Annotated in this window: 16 protein-coding genes, 1 tRNA gene and 1 pseudogene; 8 read left to right on the top strand and 10 right to left on the bottom strand. The window is 64.4% G+C overall.

Features of this window, described 5'->3' with window-relative positions:
* Positions 1-2 precede the first annotated feature (2 nt).
* From P6U24_RS21385 to P6U24_RS21400, 4 genes and pseudogenes are all read left to right on the top strand, one after another.
* On the top strand, positions 3-686 hold the full coding sequence (locus P6U24_RS21385) for a cysteine hydrolase family protein (RefSeq protein ID WP_407154482.1): 684 nt from the start codon (positions 3-5) through the stop codon (positions 684-686).
* Positions 683-2212, top strand: coding sequence for an ABC transporter ATP-binding protein (locus P6U24_RS21390; RefSeq protein WP_407154483.1), 1530 nt, complete (start codon positions 683-685; stop codon positions 2210-2212). The genes P6U24_RS21385 and P6U24_RS21390 overlap by 4 nt, the downstream gene beginning before the upstream one ends.
* A gap of 119 nt (positions 2213-2331) precedes the next feature.
* Positions 2332-3891 (top strand): oleate hydratase, encoded by a 1560-nt coding sequence (locus tag P6U24_RS21395; RefSeq protein ID WP_407154484.1) that lies wholly within the window; start codon positions 2332-2334, stop codon positions 3889-3891.
* Between the two features lie 126 nt (positions 3892-4017).
* Positions 4018-4319, top strand: a pseudogene (locus P6U24_RS21400) (septal ring lytic transglycosylase RlpA family protein).
* Positions 4320-4714: 395 nt separating this feature from the next.
* Here the strand turns inward: P6U24_RS21400 and P6U24_RS21405 are convergent.
* Positions 4715-5608: a class I SAM-dependent methyltransferase gene (locus P6U24_RS21405; RefSeq protein ID WP_407154485.1), complete on the bottom strand. Its 894-nt coding sequence runs from the start codon at positions 5606-5608 to the stop codon at positions 4715-4717.
* A 235-nt stretch (positions 5609-5843) separates the two neighbouring features.
* Between P6U24_RS21405 and P6U24_RS21410 the strand changes: the two genes are divergently transcribed.
* The 3 genes from P6U24_RS21410 (at position 5844) to P6U24_RS21420 (ending at position 8155) form a co-directional block, all read left to right on the top strand.
* Positions 5844-6902, top strand: coding sequence for a helix-turn-helix domain-containing protein (locus P6U24_RS21410; protein WP_407160543.1), 1059 nt, complete (start codon positions 5844-5846; stop codon positions 6900-6902).
* A 111-nt stretch (positions 6903-7013) separates the two neighbouring features.
* Positions 7014-7913 carry a sterol desaturase family protein gene (locus P6U24_RS21415; RefSeq protein ID WP_407154486.1) on the top strand — a complete coding sequence of 300 codons (900 nt, stop codon included), beginning with the start codon at positions 7014-7016 and terminating at the stop codon, positions 7911-7913.
* Between the two features lie 164 nt (positions 7914-8077).
* Positions 8078-8155: transfer RNA gene (locus P6U24_RS21420), tRNA-Pro, on the top strand.
* Between the two features lie 133 nt (positions 8156-8288).
* Here the strand turns inward: P6U24_RS21420 and P6U24_RS21425 are convergent.
* The 8 genes from P6U24_RS21425 to P6U24_RS21460 form a co-directional block, all read right to left on the bottom strand.
* Positions 8289-9038: a hypothetical protein gene (locus tag P6U24_RS21425; RefSeq protein ID WP_407154487.1), complete on the bottom strand. Its 750-nt coding sequence runs from the start codon at positions 9036-9038 to the stop codon at positions 8289-8291.
* 5 nt (positions 9039-9043) lie between these two features.
* Complete coding sequence (locus tag P6U24_RS21430) at positions 9044-9553, bottom strand: hypothetical protein (RefSeq protein WP_407154488.1); 510 nt, start codon at positions 9551-9553, stop codon at positions 9044-9046.
* Between the two features lie 315 nt (positions 9554-9868).
* Positions 9869-10462, bottom strand: a complete 594-nt coding sequence (locus P6U24_RS21435; protein WP_407154489.1) for a MerR family transcriptional regulator — start codon at positions 10460-10462, stop codon at positions 9869-9871.
* 104 nt (positions 10463-10566) lie between these two features.
* Positions 10567-10920 carry an integration host factor subunit alpha gene (locus P6U24_RS21440; protein ID WP_407154490.1) on the bottom strand — a complete coding sequence of 118 codons (354 nt, stop codon included), beginning with the start codon at positions 10918-10920 and terminating at the stop codon, positions 10567-10569.
* A 131-nt stretch (positions 10921-11051) separates the two neighbouring features.
* The gene (locus P6U24_RS21445; protein ID WP_407154491.1) at positions 11052-12026 is read right to left on the bottom strand and encodes a beta-ketoacyl-ACP synthase III; all 975 of its coding nucleotides are present in this window, start codon (positions 12024-12026) and stop codon (positions 11052-11054) included.
* Positions 12023-13084 carry a phosphate acyltransferase PlsX gene (gene plsX, locus P6U24_RS21450; protein WP_407154492.1) on the bottom strand — a complete coding sequence of 354 codons (1062 nt, stop codon included), beginning with the start codon at positions 13082-13084 and terminating at the stop codon, positions 12023-12025. The genes P6U24_RS21445 and plsX overlap by 4 nt, the downstream gene beginning before the upstream one ends.
* 255 nt (positions 13085-13339) lie before the next feature.
* Complete coding sequence (locus P6U24_RS21455) at positions 13340-13921, bottom strand: YceD family protein (RefSeq protein ID WP_407154493.1); 582 nt, start codon at positions 13919-13921, stop codon at positions 13340-13342.
* The gene (locus P6U24_RS21460) at positions 13918-14469 is read right to left on the bottom strand and encodes a ubiquinol-cytochrome C chaperone family protein (protein WP_407154494.1); all 552 of its coding nucleotides are present in this window, start codon (positions 14467-14469) and stop codon (positions 13918-13920) included. The genes P6U24_RS21455 and P6U24_RS21460 overlap by 4 nt, the downstream gene beginning before the upstream one ends.
* A 119-nt stretch (positions 14470-14588) precedes the next feature.
* On the opposite strand from P6U24_RS21460, the gene P6U24_RS21465 reads away from it, so the two are divergent.
* Positions 14589-15050, top strand: a complete 462-nt coding sequence (locus tag P6U24_RS21465; RefSeq protein WP_407154495.1) for an outer membrane protein assembly factor BamE — start codon at positions 14589-14591, stop codon at positions 15048-15050.
* Positions 15051-15218: 168 nt separating this feature from the next.
* On the opposite strand, the gene P6U24_RS21470 is transcribed toward P6U24_RS21465, so the two are convergent.
* A complete protein-coding gene (locus P6U24_RS21470) occupies positions 15219-17339 on the bottom strand; it encodes a sodium-translocating pyrophosphatase (RefSeq protein ID WP_407154496.1) in 2121 nt (706 codons plus the stop codon).
* Positions 17340-17383: the final 44 nt, after the last annotated feature.

A 17383-nucleotide genomic window follows, 5' to 3' on the forward strand; every position in this document is an offset into this window, starting at 1 on the left:
CCATGCCCGAGCGCACCATCCGTTCCGAGCCTTATGCCTGGCCCTACAATGGCGACCTGCGGCCGGAGAATACGGCGCTGATCGTCATCGATATGCAGACCGATTTCTGCGGCGTCGGCGGCTATGTCGACAAGATGGGCTATGATCTGTCGCTGACGCGGGCGCCGATCGAGCCGATCAAGCGGCTGCTCAAACTGATGCGCGCGCAGGGCTATCACATCATCCATACCCGCGAGGGCCACCGCCCCGACCTTTCCGATCTGCCCGCCAACAAGCGCTGGCGCTCCCAGCAGATCGGCGCCGGGATCGGCGATCCCGGCCCCTGCGGCCGCATCCTGGTGCGCGGCGAGCCGGGCTGGGAGATCATCCCCGATCTGGCGCCCCTGCCTGGGGAAGTCATCATCGACAAGCCCGGCAAGGGCTCGTTCTGCGCCACCGACCTCGAATTGATCCTGCGGCTGCGCGGCATCGAGAACATCGTGCTCACGGGCATCACAACCGACGTCTGCGTCCACACCACGATGCGCGAGGCTAATGACCGCGGCTTCGAATGCGTGCTGCTGTCGGACTGCTGCGGCGCGACGGATAAGAGCAACCACGACCACGCGCTGAAGATGATCAAGATGCAGGGCGGCGTGTTCGGTGCGGTCGCCACCTCCTCGGCAATGATCGAGGCGCTGTCATGATCGGGGAAGAGCCGGCCCCATCTGGAACATTCGGCGTCGAGGCCATCGCCATGACGATGCGCTTTGGGGATTTCGCCGCGCTCGACGATGTCGAGCTCAAGGTCAAGCCCGGTACCTTCCACGCGCTGCTCGGCGAGAACGGCGCCGGCAAGTCGACCCTCGTCAAATGCATCATGGGCTACTACCACCCGACATCAGGCGACGTACTGGTTGCGGGCCGCGAGCGCGCGATCAGTAACCCCAGGGATGCGCATGCGCTCGGCCTCGGCATGGTCTATCAGCATTTCACGCTGGTGCCGGCGATGACGGTCGCTGAGAATCTGGTGCTGGCGCGCGACCACGTGCCCGCGGTGGTGAACTGGGCCAGGGAGCGGCAGGAGCTCGCGAAATTCCTGGCGGGGATGCCGTTCCAAATCCCGCTCGATGCCAAGGTCGCCGACATCTCTGCCGGCGAGCGGCAGAAATGCGAGATCCTCAAACAGCTCTATCTCAAGCGGCGCTTCCTGATCCTGGACGAGCCGACCTCGGTGCTGACACCGGCCGAAGCCGACGAGGTGCTGGGCATGCTGCGCAGCCTGGTGGTTGCCGGCGAGCTGACGGTGCTGATGATCACGCACAAATTCCGCGAGGTGATGGCGTTCGCCGACGAGGTCACGATCCTGCGACGTGGCAAGCTCGCCGGGCGCGGCAAGGTCTCCGAACTCACGGCCGACGAGATGGCCCGCACCATGATCGGCGCCGAGCAGCTGACCGTGCAGCCGGCGCGATCGGGCGAGGCCGGCACCATTCGACTCGAGCTCGATCAGATCGTCGCACGCGACGATGCCGGCGGCATCGCAGTGCATGATCTCTCGCTTCATGTGCGATCCGGCGAGATCGTCGGCATCGCCGGCGTCTCCGGCAATGGCCAGCGCCAGCTGGTCGAGGTGCTGGCCGGCCAGCGCGAGGCCGAAAGCGGCGAGATCCGCGTCGCCGGCGAGATCTATCATGCCCAGCGCGAGGAGATGCGGCGACACAAGATGTCGCTGCTCCCCGAGGAGCCGCTGAAGAACGCCTGCGTCGGCGGCATGAGCGTCGCCGACAACATCGCACTGCGCGAGTTCGACCGCGCGCCGTTCGCGAGCGGCGGCTGGTGGCTGAACCGCGCAGCATTCCGCCAGGACGCCACGCGCAAGATCAATCGCTACAAGATCAAGACCCGCACGCCCGACACCCCGATCGCGGCGCTGTCAGGCGGCAATGTGCAGCGCGCGGTGCTGGCGCGCGAGCTCGGTCACGATATCGAGGTGCTGGTCGCCGCCAATCCCTGCTTCGGCCTCGACTTCGCGGCCGTGGCGCAGATCCACGCCGAGATCATGGCCGCGCGCAACCGCGGCGCCGCCGTGCTCCTGGTCAGCGAGGACCTCGACGAACTGCTGGAACTAACCGACCGGCTGGTCGTCATGTTCCACGGCCGGCTGACTTACGAGACCCGCACAGGCGAAGCCGACCTCACCGAGATCGGCCGCCACATGGCCGGGCATTGACAGGCTGCGCCGCGGCCATCACGTGCACGTGTAGCAAGGATGCGATTGATCTAGGTCAGTTTTGGCCTGTGCCTGCGCTGCTATCCGGGATCAAACTTTCACGATCCAGGATGAGCACCATGAAAGCGTATTTCATCGGCAGCGGTATCGGTTCGCTCGCGGGCGCCGCCTTCCTGATCCGCGATGGTGGCATCGAAGGCAGCAACATCACCATCTTCGAGAAGCACCTGCCATTCGGCGGCAGTCTCGATGGTGCGCGGCTCGCCGACGGCTCCTACTCGCTGCGCGGCGGCCGCATGCTGACAACAGACCATTACGAATGCACCTGGGACCTGCTGTCGACCATTCCCGGCAGCACCGCCTCGAACCGGACCATCCGCGACGAGACGGTCGCCTTCAACGAGGAGCACGTCGCGCATTCGCGGGCGCGCCTCGTCGACCGCAATCGCCACAAGGTGGACGTCTCCACCATGGGCTTTTCCATGCGTGATCGGGTCGAACTGATCCGGCTGACGGAAGCCTCGGAGGAGACGCTTCGCAACTCCCGCATCACCGATTGGCTGTCGCCGCCGTTCTTCACGACCAACTTTTGGTTCATGTGGCAGACCACCTTTGCCTTCCAGCCCTGGCACAGCGCGGTCGAGTTCAAGCGCTATCTGCATCGCTTCATGAACGAGTTTCCGCGCATCGACACTTTGGCTGGCGTCAAGCGCACTGTCTTCAATCAGTACGATGCGATCGTGCTGCCCCTGACGCGATGGCTCGAACGTCACGGCGTAAACCTGGTCGGTGGCGTCGATGTCACCGACATGGAGATCGTGATCAAGCACACGCGTCACTGCGTGCAACAGCTGACGCTCGACAAGGATGGCGAGATCAGCACGGTCGCCCTCGGCGACGATGATCTGGTTTTCTTCCAGAACGGCTCGATGACGGACGGCTCCAGCCTTGGCACCCATGACAGCCCGCCGCCGCGCCTGACCAAGGCCGACAGCCGCGGCTGGAAGCTATGGGAGAAGATCGCGGCAGGACGGCCGGAGTTCGGCAATCCGGCTGCGTTCAATTCGTCGATCCCGGAATCGTGCTGGGAATCCTTCACCGTGACCTGCCGAAATCCACGCTTCTTCGAGGCGATGCAGGCGTTCAGCGGCAACGAGGCCGGCACCGGCGGGCTCGTCACCTTCAAGGACTCTAACTGGCTGATGTCGATCGTGCTCTATCACCAGCCGCATTTCCTCGATCAGCCGGCTGACATCCAGGTGTTCTGGGGCTATGCGCTGCATCCCGACCGCATCGGCAACTTCGTTGCCAAGCCCATGGCCGATTGCGGCGGTGCCGACATTCTGACCGAGCTGTGCGGCCATCTCAATTTCGATCTCTCAGTCTTCGAGAATGCGACCTGTGTGCCATGCCGCATGCCCTACATCACCAGCATGTTCATGCCGCGCCACAGGAGCGATCGCCCGCTGCCGGTGCCGGCCACGTCGAAGAACCTCGCCTTCGTCAGCCAGTTTGTCGAGATCCCCGACGACGTCGTGTTCACGGTGGAATATTCGGTGCGTGCGGCTCAGATGGCGGTCTATCAGTTGCTCGGCATCGAGCGCCCGATTCCCAAAATCACCCGCCACGACAGGTCGCTGCGCGTGTTGATCGACACTGCGGAGAAGGCGTTCGCCTGAGTTGGAAAGACGCGATTGCGCCAAGCTCATTCCGTGTTCCCGCCGCGGAACTAACATGATCCCGCCAAAGTTCGGGCAGTTGCTGAGCTGAGTTCAATTCAGGCGGGGGCTCACATGGCGAGAGTCATGATGATCGCGGCCGGCTTGCTCGGCGCGATGACATCATTTGCTGCGGCAACTCGGGCGCAGGCCGAATCCGGATTGGCGTCCTATTATGGCGGACGCGGCCACCGCGGCGAAATGACCTGTGCGCATCGCAGCCGCCGCTCGGCAGCATCATCACCGTTTCCCACAACGGCCGCTCGATCCAGTGTCGCGTCAACGATCGTGGACCCTTCATCCGCGGTCGCGTCATCGACCTCTCAGTCAGTGCGGCCCGCGCGCTCGGCATCATGCAAGCAGGCGTCGCGCGGGTCTCGCTGCAGTGATCTCGTTTCCGTTAATAGCCGAGCAGCGCGAGCCCGACCCAGCTCACGGCGAACAGCGAGGCGACCGATGTCGCGGCCGCAAGGACTGACAATGAGACCTTCAAGGTTTTGAGGACCATACGCGCCTCCCGCCGAAAGCTGGCTGGTATCGGGATCATCCCGACGGTGAACTGCATTTCCTGGGGAGCCGGGGCATCCACGCGCCGACTCCCATTTGTTCATCTCGGCAATCAAAGGTTCAAAACCACGGCCGATTGCTGTGACACACTGGCGCGGTCTGGTTGGCAATCCCGGCCCCCGATGACCACGTTGTTTGTCACAGCTAGCTAATGCAGCAGACGGCGGACCCGTTCCGTGGAACTAAGCCATTCACGAAAATGCCTATTTTGCGCTGGCTAGGGATCGACGGCGGTGACGATCCAGACGCAGGCCGGCACCGGCACGGCAGCTCCTTGGGCATAGCGCGACAGCGCCTTGCTGATCGCTGTCGCTGCCGTCGCGACAGCCTCGACCGGCTGTCCGTCGATCGCGCGGCTGGCCGGGCCGATCGCGAGCGCCGACAGCGCCGCACCTTCGAGCCCCTGCCCGCCGCTCAGGTCGAGCGCGAGCTCGCAGCGCTCCAGCCGCACGCGCCGCAGGCCCGCTTCATTCACGACATGCTCGAGCCAATCCTGCTCGGCAAAAGCAAAGTCGTCCGGCGCGCGCGGCGGCAGGCCCGGCAGCTTCGGCACGTGATCATAGGCTGCCTGCAGCGGCTCCAGCGCCCATGCATTGTCGCGCAGGTCGCCCCAGGCCGCGAAGGCCACGCGGCCTTCGGAATGCAGCGCGTTGCGAATATTGAGCAGGCCGCGCACGGGATCGGCGAAGTACATCATGCCGAGCCGGGAGATCATCAGATCGCAGGTCGCCGCCTTGAAGTGATGCACCATCGCGTCGCCCTGGACGAAGCTGACCGGCGCGTCCTGTGACGCAAGCTCATTGGCGCGGATCAGCATCGCCGCCGAAACGTCGATCCCGAGCACGCTACCACCAGGGCCCACCTTCTCCGCCGCCGCGATCGTGGTGGCACCGCACCCGCAGCCGATATCGACGACGCGCTCGCCCGCCTGGATCGCGGCACGATCCATGAGAAGCGCATTGATCGGCGCCAGCATGCCGTCGAGCGCCGCCTGCCGCGCCACCCAGCGCGCCCCGCCCGAGCCATTCCAGAATGCAATCTGCGCGGCATTCTCGAAATGGCCGAAGGAAGTATCGGGGCCGTTGTCCATGGTGGTCGTATCGCTTTGCATATGTCTCGAACAAAAACGAGCGCTCGCATTGGCCTGCGAGCAGCCCGGGTCCGGATTGTAGGGGGCTGCCGCTGGCTTGAAAAGCCAGAGCACGCTGAGGCTGCCCCGGAAGAGATTTACGAGCCGTTGACACGAGCGATCCGGATGCGATGCTCTTCTCTCGAGACCGTCCCACATCGAGCCATTGAATTGCATGTCCACCTTGGAAGCCGCATTGCGCGGAGGCGCCGTCGTGATGCTCCTTCTCCGCGTGGTGGTCCTCACCCGGAGCGCACGAAGCGATCAAGTGAGCCGCTATTCGGCCCTGTTGCTCCTGGGCATCGCGGCCTATGTCGTCGAGTCGGCTCCCGGCTTCGGCACGCTGGCCTTAGGCTGGAGGCTTCCCATCCATGTCGTGGACTGCGGCACGCTGGCCATATTCTGGATTGCGATGGGTGCGATATTCGTCGATGACTTTCGCCTGCGCTGGTACCACGCTCTCGCTTGGCTCGCGCTCGCCACGCTCGGAACGGTCGAGCTCTTCGTCCATCGCACGCCGATCTATGCACTGCACTCGGCCTTGTTGCTGCTCTTCGTCCTGCTCGGCGTCTGGCATGCGCTGGCCGGTCGCGCGGCCGACCTGGTGGAGGGACGCCGGCGGCTTCGCATCCTGCTTGCGGTTGCGACCGCGCTGTATACGGCCCTGACCGTCGCGTTGGACTGGCTCTGGCCGGGCGGCCTGTCGGCTGCGCCGCTCAGTCTCGCCAATGCGGCCGGATTGCTCACGCTGATCTTCCTGTTCGCGGTCTTGGGGTCGCTGCTATCGACTGCAGAGCCATTCGTACCCGCCGCGGCAACGGCCGGCTCGACGCCCTCGCTCGGCAACGATCTGCCGCCAGTGCCGTCCCCTCCTGGCGCAGACGCGACGACCGGAGCCGACGCTGCGCTGATCGCGGCGCTTCGGAAGCTGATCGAGCACGACAAGGTCTATCGTGAGCCGGACCTGAGCGTCGCTTCGCTGTCGCAGAAACTTGGCATTCCGGAATATCGGCTGCGCCATCTGATCAATGGGCAGCTCGGCCAGCGCAATTTCAGCACCTTCGTGAACGGCTATCGCCTGACGGAAGCCGAGGCAGCGCTGAGCGATCCCGACCAGGCCGATGTCCCGATCCTGACGATCGCGCTCGACGCCGGCTTCGGCTCGATCGGGCCCTTCAATCGCGCCTTCAAGGCACATACCGGGCTGACACCGACGGAGTATCGACGCGCTCACCTCGCCCCGAGCGGCGGCGAGCGCTCGCCGATTCCGAACTGACTGGCCGTTTGTCGAATTCGGCGAACCGCGCTTCCGAAATCGGCGCGCTGCAGGATTTCGCATGTGCGAGCCTGAATCGCCAGACAGGTCCCGCCGATCCGGAGAAACGCCATGGCCCAACTGATCCAGGTGCTCAGATTCGCCTTTCCGGCCGTGATTGCGATAGCGACACTGGAGGCCATCGTCATCGCCGTCGTGATGCGGCGAAGCTACAATTGGCGCGCCTATCTGGCCTCGCTCGCCGACGCGCTCGGCCGCGAATACCTCGTCTACGCGTTCCTGCCGCTCAGCCTCGCGGGCCCGGCGATCGATCTTGCCTGGCGTCATCGCCTGTTCACCATCCCGCTCAACAGCGCGGCCGCGGTCGTGCTGCTCGTGATCGTTCAGGATTTCAGCTATTACTGGTTTCATCGCTGCAGCCATCGCGTCCGCTGGTTCTGGGCGACGCACGCGATCCACCATTCCTCGAACGAGTTCAATCTGGCGGCCGCCAGCCGTTTCGGCTGGACCGGCCGATTGACCGGGGCGGGACTCTTCTTCGTGCCGATGATCTGGGCCGGATTTGCGCCGGGTCCGGTGTTCATCGCTGCGGCGATCAATCTGCTCTATCAATTCTGGCTGCACGCCGAGTGGATTCCGAAGCTCGGCTGGCTGGAATATGTGCTCAACACGCCGTCGCACCATCGCGTGCACCATGCCGCCAATCCGGAATATCTCGACCGCAATTACGGCGGCATCTTCATCGTGTTCGATCGCCTGTTCGGGACCTTCGTGGCCGAGCGGGACGACCTGCCTTGTCGCTACGGCCTGGTGACACCGTTGCGCTCCAACAATCCGATCGTCATTGCGTTTCACGAATGGGCGGCGCTCGCCCGCGATCTCTGGCGCGCGCGCTCCTGGCGCGAACGGCTCGCCTGCCTGATCGGTCCGCCTGGGGACGATCCGGCGGCGCCGTTGGTCGCAGCAGTAGTCCAGGAGGCGGATCGGCAAGTCGGTCGCGCCGCGGCATGAAAAGTTTCCTGTCCGGCCGGAGAGCTTGTGGACAGTCCTGGTGCGGGACAAAAGACGGATACGGCTGTCGGCGGACCGGACGTGCGCTGCGCGCCAGATGCATCCGTTGGAAGCCTGCGGTCACGCCTTGCGTCGCGGCCTGATCGCGGCTAAGGGAACGGCATCGGAGCGTGGCGCAGCCCGGTTAGCGCACTAGTCTGGGGGACTAGGGGTCGTGGGTTCGAATCCCGCCGCTCCGACCATTTTTCTTCAATAAAATCAATAGCCCAAGTTCGCGATCAGTTTGCGGCCCAGCGCCCGCTTGCAGACGGTTTTGCAAGACTTGCCCCGGAGATTCGTCAGCCGCCCCGCTCCGCTGACGCGGGCTGGCGCCCATCAAGACGTGCCTGTGGAGCCTTCACGGCCATGCCTGCCACCTCTGCTCGAGCCCGCGGAAAGCTGCCCGCTCGGGGATCCGAATGGAGGCAGGCCAATCAGGCGCGATGCTGGCTGATCAATTTCAGGCAGCGGACAGTTCCGCGGGCTCAATACGTCTCGTGCCTTCCGCACCAGATAGCTCATCAGGCGACCCACAGGCGATTGATGATGATCGCGCAGCTTGATCGATCCAAGGACGTGTCCAACCTTATCGGGAAACCGGGCGACCTCCGTTTGTACCAGCGCGGCGGTCGACTTCATCAGACGGTCGAGCCGCTTCCCCCATTCGCAGTGGTCGAGCCGATCGATGCGAACTTGCAGCGCATATTCGGTGTCGTAGATGTCGGTCAGGATTTCCTTGGCGACCAGCACCCGGTTGTTCTTGAGAGCGACGCGCAATTCCGACAGCCTGTCCTCCAGACGGTCGAGCACCATCGGGACGACGATCGCATAAGGTGCGGCGGCGACATCTGCGGCGCTCTTGCTCGGCGCAGCCTTGGTGGCCAAGCGTATCAGCTGCCAGCGACTTTTCAGACGCTTGGCGATGAGGGCCAGCGCGAAAGGGACTTCCTCGGGGTGGTCTGTTCTGAACGCGTGCAGTAGCCTGGTTGTCTTGAGGACCTTCGCATCGTCGAACTTCTCGATCGACGACGGCAGCGCCTCATTGAACCTGGCCAACGCGTCGCGCGCACGCAGCACACACAGCAATTTGGCTAGATCGCCGTAGGCCGCGTGCGAAGCCGTATAGGTCGCCAGCTTGTTGCGAGCGCTCGCGGCCCCCTGAGGCGAGCTAAGAACATTGTCGAGGTATTGACGACCTTGGTCTGAAACGCAGCAGCGGCCTTTCGGATCTCCGTTTGATTGTCGGCGGCGATCAACGGCCGCATCTGAGCGATATATTCGTCTGCCATTCTCGGCAGCAAGTCCCGGCTGATCCATTCCCAGATAGGAGCCAGCGAACTGCGAAGGATGCGACCCGAGTTTTCGTGTTCCGGCGCACCATCGACCAGCAACGGTTCGACAAGATAGAAGAAGTGTCGCGACGGATTGGCGATACGGTGGTGCGTTTTTCCGCTTTCGCGAAATTCCGCACGCAAATTTTCGAGCAGTGCCGCAGTTCCCGGCACCTCCGCTCCGCAGGCCTCCAGCCGTTCAAGCAGACAGCTGCGCGCATGCGGGGTTAGTTGCCGCAAATAATCGCCAATCCGATCGGCCTCTCTCATGACCACGCGGTTCCGCTCCACCTGATCGGACAACCGGCCCGTTGCATCCAAGCGTCGTTGCACACGGCATTGAAGCGATGGTGTCATCAAAGAAGATCATCGTAAGCAAATGAATAAATTCAGCCGGCGTGAAATTACGGATCACCGCATCACTCATGCCGGCCGCTGCTGTGACATGATGAAATCCGGCATGTCGGCAAGATCTTGGAGCGTCCTGCAGTGCGCGCCGATGCCGATCAGCCGAACTCAATCTCGATGACCTGGGCACCGCCGCCAGCCATCTCGCTGAGGCCGGTGGTACAAGGAGTCCCGGCCCTACCCGTCCTTCATGACTCGATCGAGCAGCTGCCTGCAGTCGAGCAGCTCCTTGAGCGCGCCCTCCAGCCGTTCGCGGTCCTCGGGGCGCATCCCAGGGCTTGGTTTCGTGGCTGCGCTATTGCCGTGGTGGGTGCCGACCCGGAAGGTCTCAAGGATGTCGTCCTCGGTCTCGACGAAGCGGAAATCGATGCCCTCGTCGTCGGAGCCCTCGTACTCCTCGTCCTCCTCGGCGGTCTCGACCTCGGCCTCCTCGCCATGGTCGTCCTCCATCAGCGCCTGCCCGAGCGTCTCCTCCAGCGCGCCGAACGATACCGCCGCGGAGCTGTCCGCCAGACCCTGGACCGATTTGATGCCGTGCTCCTTGAGGATTCGCTGCACCCCACGGATGGTGTAGCCCTCGCCATAGAGCAGACGGCGGATGCCCTTGAGCAGGTCGACGTCGTCGGGCCGGTAATAGCGGCGGCCCCCGCTCCGCTTCATCGGCTTGATCTGGGAGAACCGCGTTTCCCAAAAGCGCAGCACGTGCTGCGGAATGTCGAGCTCCTGCGCGACCTCGCTGATCGTCCGAAAAGCATCCGGCGCCTTGTCCAAATGCCCGTTCCCCTTCGATCGTGCTGCCAAGAGACTAGCTTACTCGGAACTCAGGACCAGACATTTTCAGAACGACGCAATGGCGGTGGCGCGGCCGCGCGCACCTATTCCGGCTCCGCGCTCAGCTCAGCCTTGCTCTCGCCATTGACCTTGCCGGACGCATGGCCGTTGATCCGCTGCTTGAGGATCGCGGACGGCTTGAACACCATGACTCGGCGAGGCGAAATCGGTACCTCGGTGCCAGTCTTCGGATTACGTCCGATGCGCTGGCCCTTCTTGCGTACCATGAACGAGCCGAACGAGGAGAGCTTCACGGTCTCGCCCTTTTCGAGGCAATCCGTGATCTCCTTCAACACCAGCTCGACGAATGCCGAAGACTCCGTCCGCGATAGCCCCACTTTTTGGTAGACCGCCTCACAGAGATCGACGCGTGTAACTGTCTTGCCCGTTCCCGACATCGCCTGCCCCAAACCATGGCGAATAATTTAGCTCTGAAATTAAGGGCTTAAGGGACGTTGGTCAACAGCACTGTGAAGAGAATCGGAGTCAAAAGCGCTCATCGGAAGGAGGCCGGTTCCATGATGCCGCCTCACCAGCGCACCAGCGCCGAGCCCCAGGTGAAACCGCCGCCCATCGCCTCGAGCAGCACCACGTCACCTTTTTTGATCCGGCCGTCCTTGACCGCGACATCGAGCGCCAGCGGGATCGAGGCGGCCGAGGTGTTGCCGTGGCGGTCGACGGTCAGCACCACCTTCTCCGGCGCAATGTGCAGCTTGTGGGCGGAGGCATCGATGATGCGCTTGTTGGCCTGGTGCGGCACGAACCACTTGATGTCCTCGGCCGTCATCCCCGTGGCGTTGAAGGCATCCACGATCACGTCGGTGATCATGCCGACGGCGTGCTTGAACACCTCCCGCCCTTCCATGCGCAGATGGCCGACGGTCTGGGTCGAAGACGGGCCGCCGTCGACATAGAGCTTAGCCTTGTGGCGGCCGTCGGAGCGCAGATGCGTGGTCAGCACGCCGCGATCGGCCGAGGTTCCCGGCTGCTCTCGCGCCTCCAGCACCAGCGCGCCGGCACCGTCGCCGAACAGCACGCAGGTGCCACGGTCGTTCCAGTCGAGGATGCGGGAGAAAGTCTCGGCACCGATCACCAGCGCGCGCTTGTAGGCCCCGGTGCGCAGGAAATTGTCCGCCGTGGCGAGCGCGAACACGAAGCCGGAGCAGACCGCCTGCAGGTCGAACGCCGCGCCATGATGGATGCCGAGCCCGTTCTGCACGGCGACTGCCGTCGCCGGGAAGGTGTTGTCCGGCGTCGAGGTCGCGAGCACGATCAATTCGATCGACTGCGGGTCGACATCGGCGGCCGCGAGCGCCGCGCGCGCCGCATTGAGGGCAAGATGCGAGGTGAACTCGCCCTCGGCAGCGATATGCCGCTCACGGATCCCGGTGCGCTGAACGATCCACTCGTCGGAGGTATCGATCCGGCCTGCCAGTTCGGCATTGGTCACCACTCGCTGCGGCAGGTAGGAACCACAGCCGAGCACCACCGAACGTATTGTCACGAGACAGCCTCCTGGGCGGCCGGCATGGAAGCCAGGGCACCGCCGTCGCGATTGAGTGTTTGATTGATCTTGGTCAGGAGATCGTAGCGGGCCATCTCATAGCCAACCCGAACGGCCGAAGCAAAGCCCTCGGCGTCGGTTCCGCCGTGGCTCTTGACCACGATGCCCTTGAGGCCGAGCAGCACGCTGCCGTTGGATTTACGGGGGTCGAGCCGGGCACGCAGCGCCGCAAAAGCGCCGCGCGCGAACAGGTAGCCGATCCGCGCGAGCAGGCTCGCCTGGATCGCGCCGCGCAGGAACTCCGTGACCTGGCGCACCGTGCCCTCGGCCGCCTTCAGCGCGATGTTGCCGCTGAAGCCCTCGGTCACGACCACGTCGGCCGCGCCCTTGCCAATCCCGTCGCCTTCGACGAAGCCGATATAGTCGAGCTGCGGCAGGTTCATCGCACGGAGCTGCTCGGCCGCCTCGCGGATCTCCTCGTGGCCCTTCATCTCCTCGACGCCGATGTTGAGCAGCCCCACCGTCGGCCTCGGCTTGTTGAACAGCACGCTCGCCAGCGCGCTGCCCATCACCGATAGCGCCACGAGGTGGCGGGCATCGCCGCCGATGGTGGCGCCGAGGTCGAGCACGACCGATTCGCCGCGCGTGGTCGGCCAGATCGCGGCCAGCGCCGGCCGGTCGATGCCGTCCAGCGTGCGCAGGCAGAAACGCGCCATCGCCACCAGCGCGCCGGTATTGCCGGCGGACACCGCCACGTCGGCCTCGCCCTTCTTCACCGCCTCGAGGGCCAGCCACATTGAGGAGGTCTTCCGGCCCCGCCGCAGCGCCTGGCTCGGCTTGTCATGATTGGCCACCGCGACATCGGTGTGGATCACGCGCGCGACCGCCTTCAGTGCCGCGTGCTGCTCGAGCTGCGGCGCGATCCGCGCCCGGTCGCCGAACAACAGAAATTCGCAATCCGGATGCCGCGCAAGCGCCAGCGCCGCACCGGGAATGACGACATCCGCGCCGACGTCCCCGCCCATGGCGTCCAGCGCGATTCGAACCTTTTGAGGCATGACGTCCCGGAAACCTGATCTTTCTTCATGCGGTCGCGCGGCGCTTCACGACAAGGATAAGGCGCGCACAGCCGGCCCAAGCACCACACACCGCTCCGGCCGGGCCGCGACAATAACGTCTCTCGGAGCCGAAACAACCTCTTGACCACAGGCCTTTTCCTGGCCCGCGGCGTCGTACCGGCAAGCCCGAATAGTCAGTTAGCCGAAAGGGATCAAGGCCTTGTGACGGCTTTTCGAGCCGATTCGGCAGCCGGCCTACTCCTTATCGCCCTTCTTCGCCCCTTGGGATCGCAGCACCTTCAGCGCGGCAAACGGATGATCTTCGGGGTCCTTGGCCTCGATTTCAGCCTCGAATACCGCGCCCTGTTTGCGCGGATAGGGATCGATGCCGAGGAACAGCGCATCGGTTGCGATCCGCCCCAGATCGATCTGGCCGTTGACGATCGGCTCCGGCGGGTCCGGAACCTCGGCATCGTCGTCCGGATCGTCGTCGACGAGGTCCGCCAACTGCGGAATCTGCTCCGGCGGGGCGAAAATCAGGTCGACGGGCTCATCGATCTCGTTCTCGACCGGGTCGAGCGTGACCACGCACTCCTGCCCAACCCGCGCCCGCACCCGGCCGATGACATGGACCTTGCCATCAGGCTTCAGCGTCAGGTCGAACGCAGCCTGGGCCGAGACAATCTCGCGCAGACCCGCAATCGCCGCCATAGCGTTCCGGGCAGCGACATCGGCCTGGAGCTCCCGGTGCAGCCCGGCTTCGGGGATCTGCGCCACGATGACGGGGGCCGCACGCCAAGGATCCTTGTCCCTGGCTAGATCTCTGTTTCTGCTCATGTCGTCAAATCCTGCTCGACCGGCGCCGGGAAGCGCCAGGCGGGGCGCAGCAGCGCCGCCTCGTCGCACGCCTCCAGGACCGCGGCGGCGCGTGCCGCATAGGCCGCCAGCCGTTGCGCGCTCTCCGGATGCTTTCCGTTCAAGATATTCTTCTGCAGCGCTTCTGCCAGCCGTGCCTCACTGTCCGACCAGGCGAGGTCATAGGCGGCGGTGCGGCCATAGAAGGCCTCGCCAAACTTCTGCATGCGCTTCGGGACGGCAAGGTCCCCGACCCCCATTTCGCGCAAGTTCGCGTCCATATCGTCGCAGAAATGGTCGAACAGCATCTGCGACAGCTCTCGGCCGGCTGCGACCTGGCGCAGCCGCCGCAGCATCAGCCAGAGGTGCAGAATCAGCAGATCGAGCCGGCCATCGACCGTGTCGGGCACGTCCAAGTGTTTATAAAACAACGGTTCTCGCGCCTGCGCCACGATCATGCCATAGATGGCCTCGATGGTCCCGCGCGGCGACTTCGGGGATTTCCTGAAATGGTTGAACGGCCAGAGCATCCGAGGTTCCACGCGTGCCCCCTGCTGGGCCGCCTGTTGCAATCCGTGCCGCTGCCCGGTACGTCAACGCCCTGCCCGACGCAAGGGGACCGGGACTCGTTCGTGAGATGACCCAGACAATGCGAATTTCTGCTCCTACGGCTTCCCGTGGCCTTGGCGCGCGCCTGCGCGTCGCCGGCGCGGTCGCGCTGACCTGCCTGCTGCTCGGCGCCTGCACCGGCGAGCAGTTCCAGAAGGGCTACATCATGCCCCCCGGCGCGCTCGAGCAGATCCCGATCGGGGCGAGCCAGGACCAGGTGCTGATCGTGATGGGCACGCCCTCCACAGTCGCCACCCTGGACGGCGAGGTGTTCTATTACATCTCGCAGCGCGCCGAGCGCCCGGTTGCGTTCATGAACCAGAAGGTGGTCGACCAGCGCGTGATCGCGATCTATTTCGATAAGAACCGCCAGGTGCGCCGGCTGGCCAATTACGGCCTGAAGGACGGCAAGATCTTCGACTTCATCAGCCGCACCACCCCGACATCGGGCCAGGAGCTCAGCTACCTGACGCCGCTGTTCAAGCTGCTCAGCTTCAACTGACGGCGAAGCCGTCATCCCGGAGCGAGGCCGCAGGCCTCGAATCCGGGATTGTGATAGCGCGAGATTCCGGGTTCGCGACGTCGTCGCGCCCCGAATGACAGCGAAACAGACAAACAAAACCCCGCGGCTCGCACCGCGGGGTTTGTCGTTTCAGCCAAGGACCGAGTCTCAGTGCGCCAGGATCGCGAGCAGCAGGAGCGCCACGATGTTGGTGATCTTGATCATCGGGTTGACCGCCGGTCCCGCCGTGTCCTTGTAGGGATCGCCGACGGTGTCGCCGGTCACCGCGGACTTATGGGCATCGGAGCCCTTGCCGCCGAAATGGCCGTCCTCGATGTACTTCTTGGCGTTGTCCCAGGCGCCGCCGCCCGAGGTCATCGAGATCGCCACGAACAGGCCAGTGACGATGACACCGAGCAGCATCGCGCCGACAGCCGAGAACGCTGCCGACTTGCCAGCCGGCCCGCCGCCCGCGATCGCATAGATCAGGAAGTAGACGACGATCGGTGACAGCACGGGCAGCAGGGAGGGGATGATCATCTCCTTGATCGCCGCCTTGGTGAGCAGGTCGACCGCCTTGCCGTAGTCAGGCTTGTCGGTGCCCTGCATGATGCCGGGCTTCTCGCGGAACTGGCGCCGCACCTCCTCCACGATCGCGCCGGCTGCACGGCCGACCGCCGTCATGCCCATGGCGCCGAACAGATAGGGCAACAGGCCGCCGAACAACAGGCCAACCACGACGTAAGGATTGGTCAGTGCGAAGTCCGGCTTGATGCCGGCGAAGTAGCCGTGGTTCGCAGAGTCCGAGATGAAGAACTGCAAATCCTGGTTATAGGCAGCAAACAACACGAGAGCGCCGAGACCAGCAGAGCCGATCGCATAGCCCTTGGTGACGGCCTTGGTGGTGTTGCCGACCGCGTCCAGCGCGTCGGTGGACTTGCGGACCTCCTTCGGCAGGCCCGCCATCTCGGCGATGCCGCCGGCATTGTCGGTCACGGGGCCGAAAGCATCGAGCGCAACGATCATGCCGGCCAGCGACAGCATGGTCGTGGTGGCGATCGCAATGCCGAACAGGCCGGCCAGGCTGTAGGTGATCAGGATGCCGGCGATGATGACGAGCGCAGGCAGCGCGGTCGCCTCCATCGAGATCGCGAGGCCCTGGATCACGTTGGTGCCGTGGCCAGTGACGGAGGCCTGGGCGATCGACTTCACCGGCCGATAATCGGTGCCGGTGTAGTACTCGGTGATCCAGATGATCAGGCCGGTAACGGCAAGGCCAACCACGCCGCAGCCGAACAGCGCCGCGCCGGTGTAGTCGGCTCCGTCGAGCTTGCCGAAGCCGACCAGCCAGGAGATCGCAAGCGCCACGCCGCCCAGCGACAGGATGCCGGTCGCAATCAGGCCCTTGTAGAGCGCGCCCATGATCGATTGGCTGGCGCCGAGCTTGACGAAGAAGGTGCCGATGATCGAGGTGATGATGCAGATGCCGCCGATGGCAAGCGGCAGGATCATCATGTTCTCGAGATGCGGCGTCTTGGCGAAGAAGATCGCCGCCAGCACCATGGTGGCGACCGCGGTCACCGCGTAGGTCTCGAACAGGTCGGCGGCCATGCCGGCGCAGTCGCCGACATTGTCGCCGACATTGTCCGCGATGGTCGCGGGGTTGCGCGGATCGTCCTCGGGGATGCCGGCCTCGACCTTGCCGACGAGATCGCCGCCGACGTCGGCACCCTTGGTGAAGATGCCGCCGCCAAGACGGGCGAAGATCGAGATCAGCGAGGCGCCGAAGCCGAGCGCGACCATGGCATCGACCACGGTGCGGCTGTCGGGTGCGTATTTCGCGAACTGCGTCAGGATGGCGAAGTAGATGGTGACGCCGAGCAGTGCGAGACCCGCGACCAGAAGACCGGTGATGGCGCCGGACTTGAAGGCGAGCTCGAGGCCGCCGGCGAGCGAGGTGGTCGCCGCTTGCGCGGTGCGGACATTGGCGCGCACCGAGACGTTCATGCCGATAAAGCCGGCCGCGCCCGACAGGATGGCGCCGATGGCAAAGCCGATCGCGACGGGAATGCCGAGGAAAATCGCCAGGAGCACGAAGATCACGACGCCGACGATACCGATCGTCGTATATTGGCGGCGCAGATAGGCCTGCGCGCCCTCACGGACCGCCGCTGCGATTTCCTGCATTCGCGCAGTGCCGGCGTCCGCGTTCAGGACCGATTGTGTGGCCCAGATCGCGTAGACGACCGAAAGCGCTCCGCAGAGCACGATCACCCATAATGCTGACATGTAGTTTCCTCGGCTTTCTGCTTATTTATGCCCGCGCGTCGCCG

It is taken from the genome of Bradyrhizobium sp. STM 3557, assembly GCF_045571465.1.
Classification (GTDB): domain Bacteria; phylum Pseudomonadota; class Alphaproteobacteria; order Rhizobiales; family Xanthobacteraceae; genus Bradyrhizobium.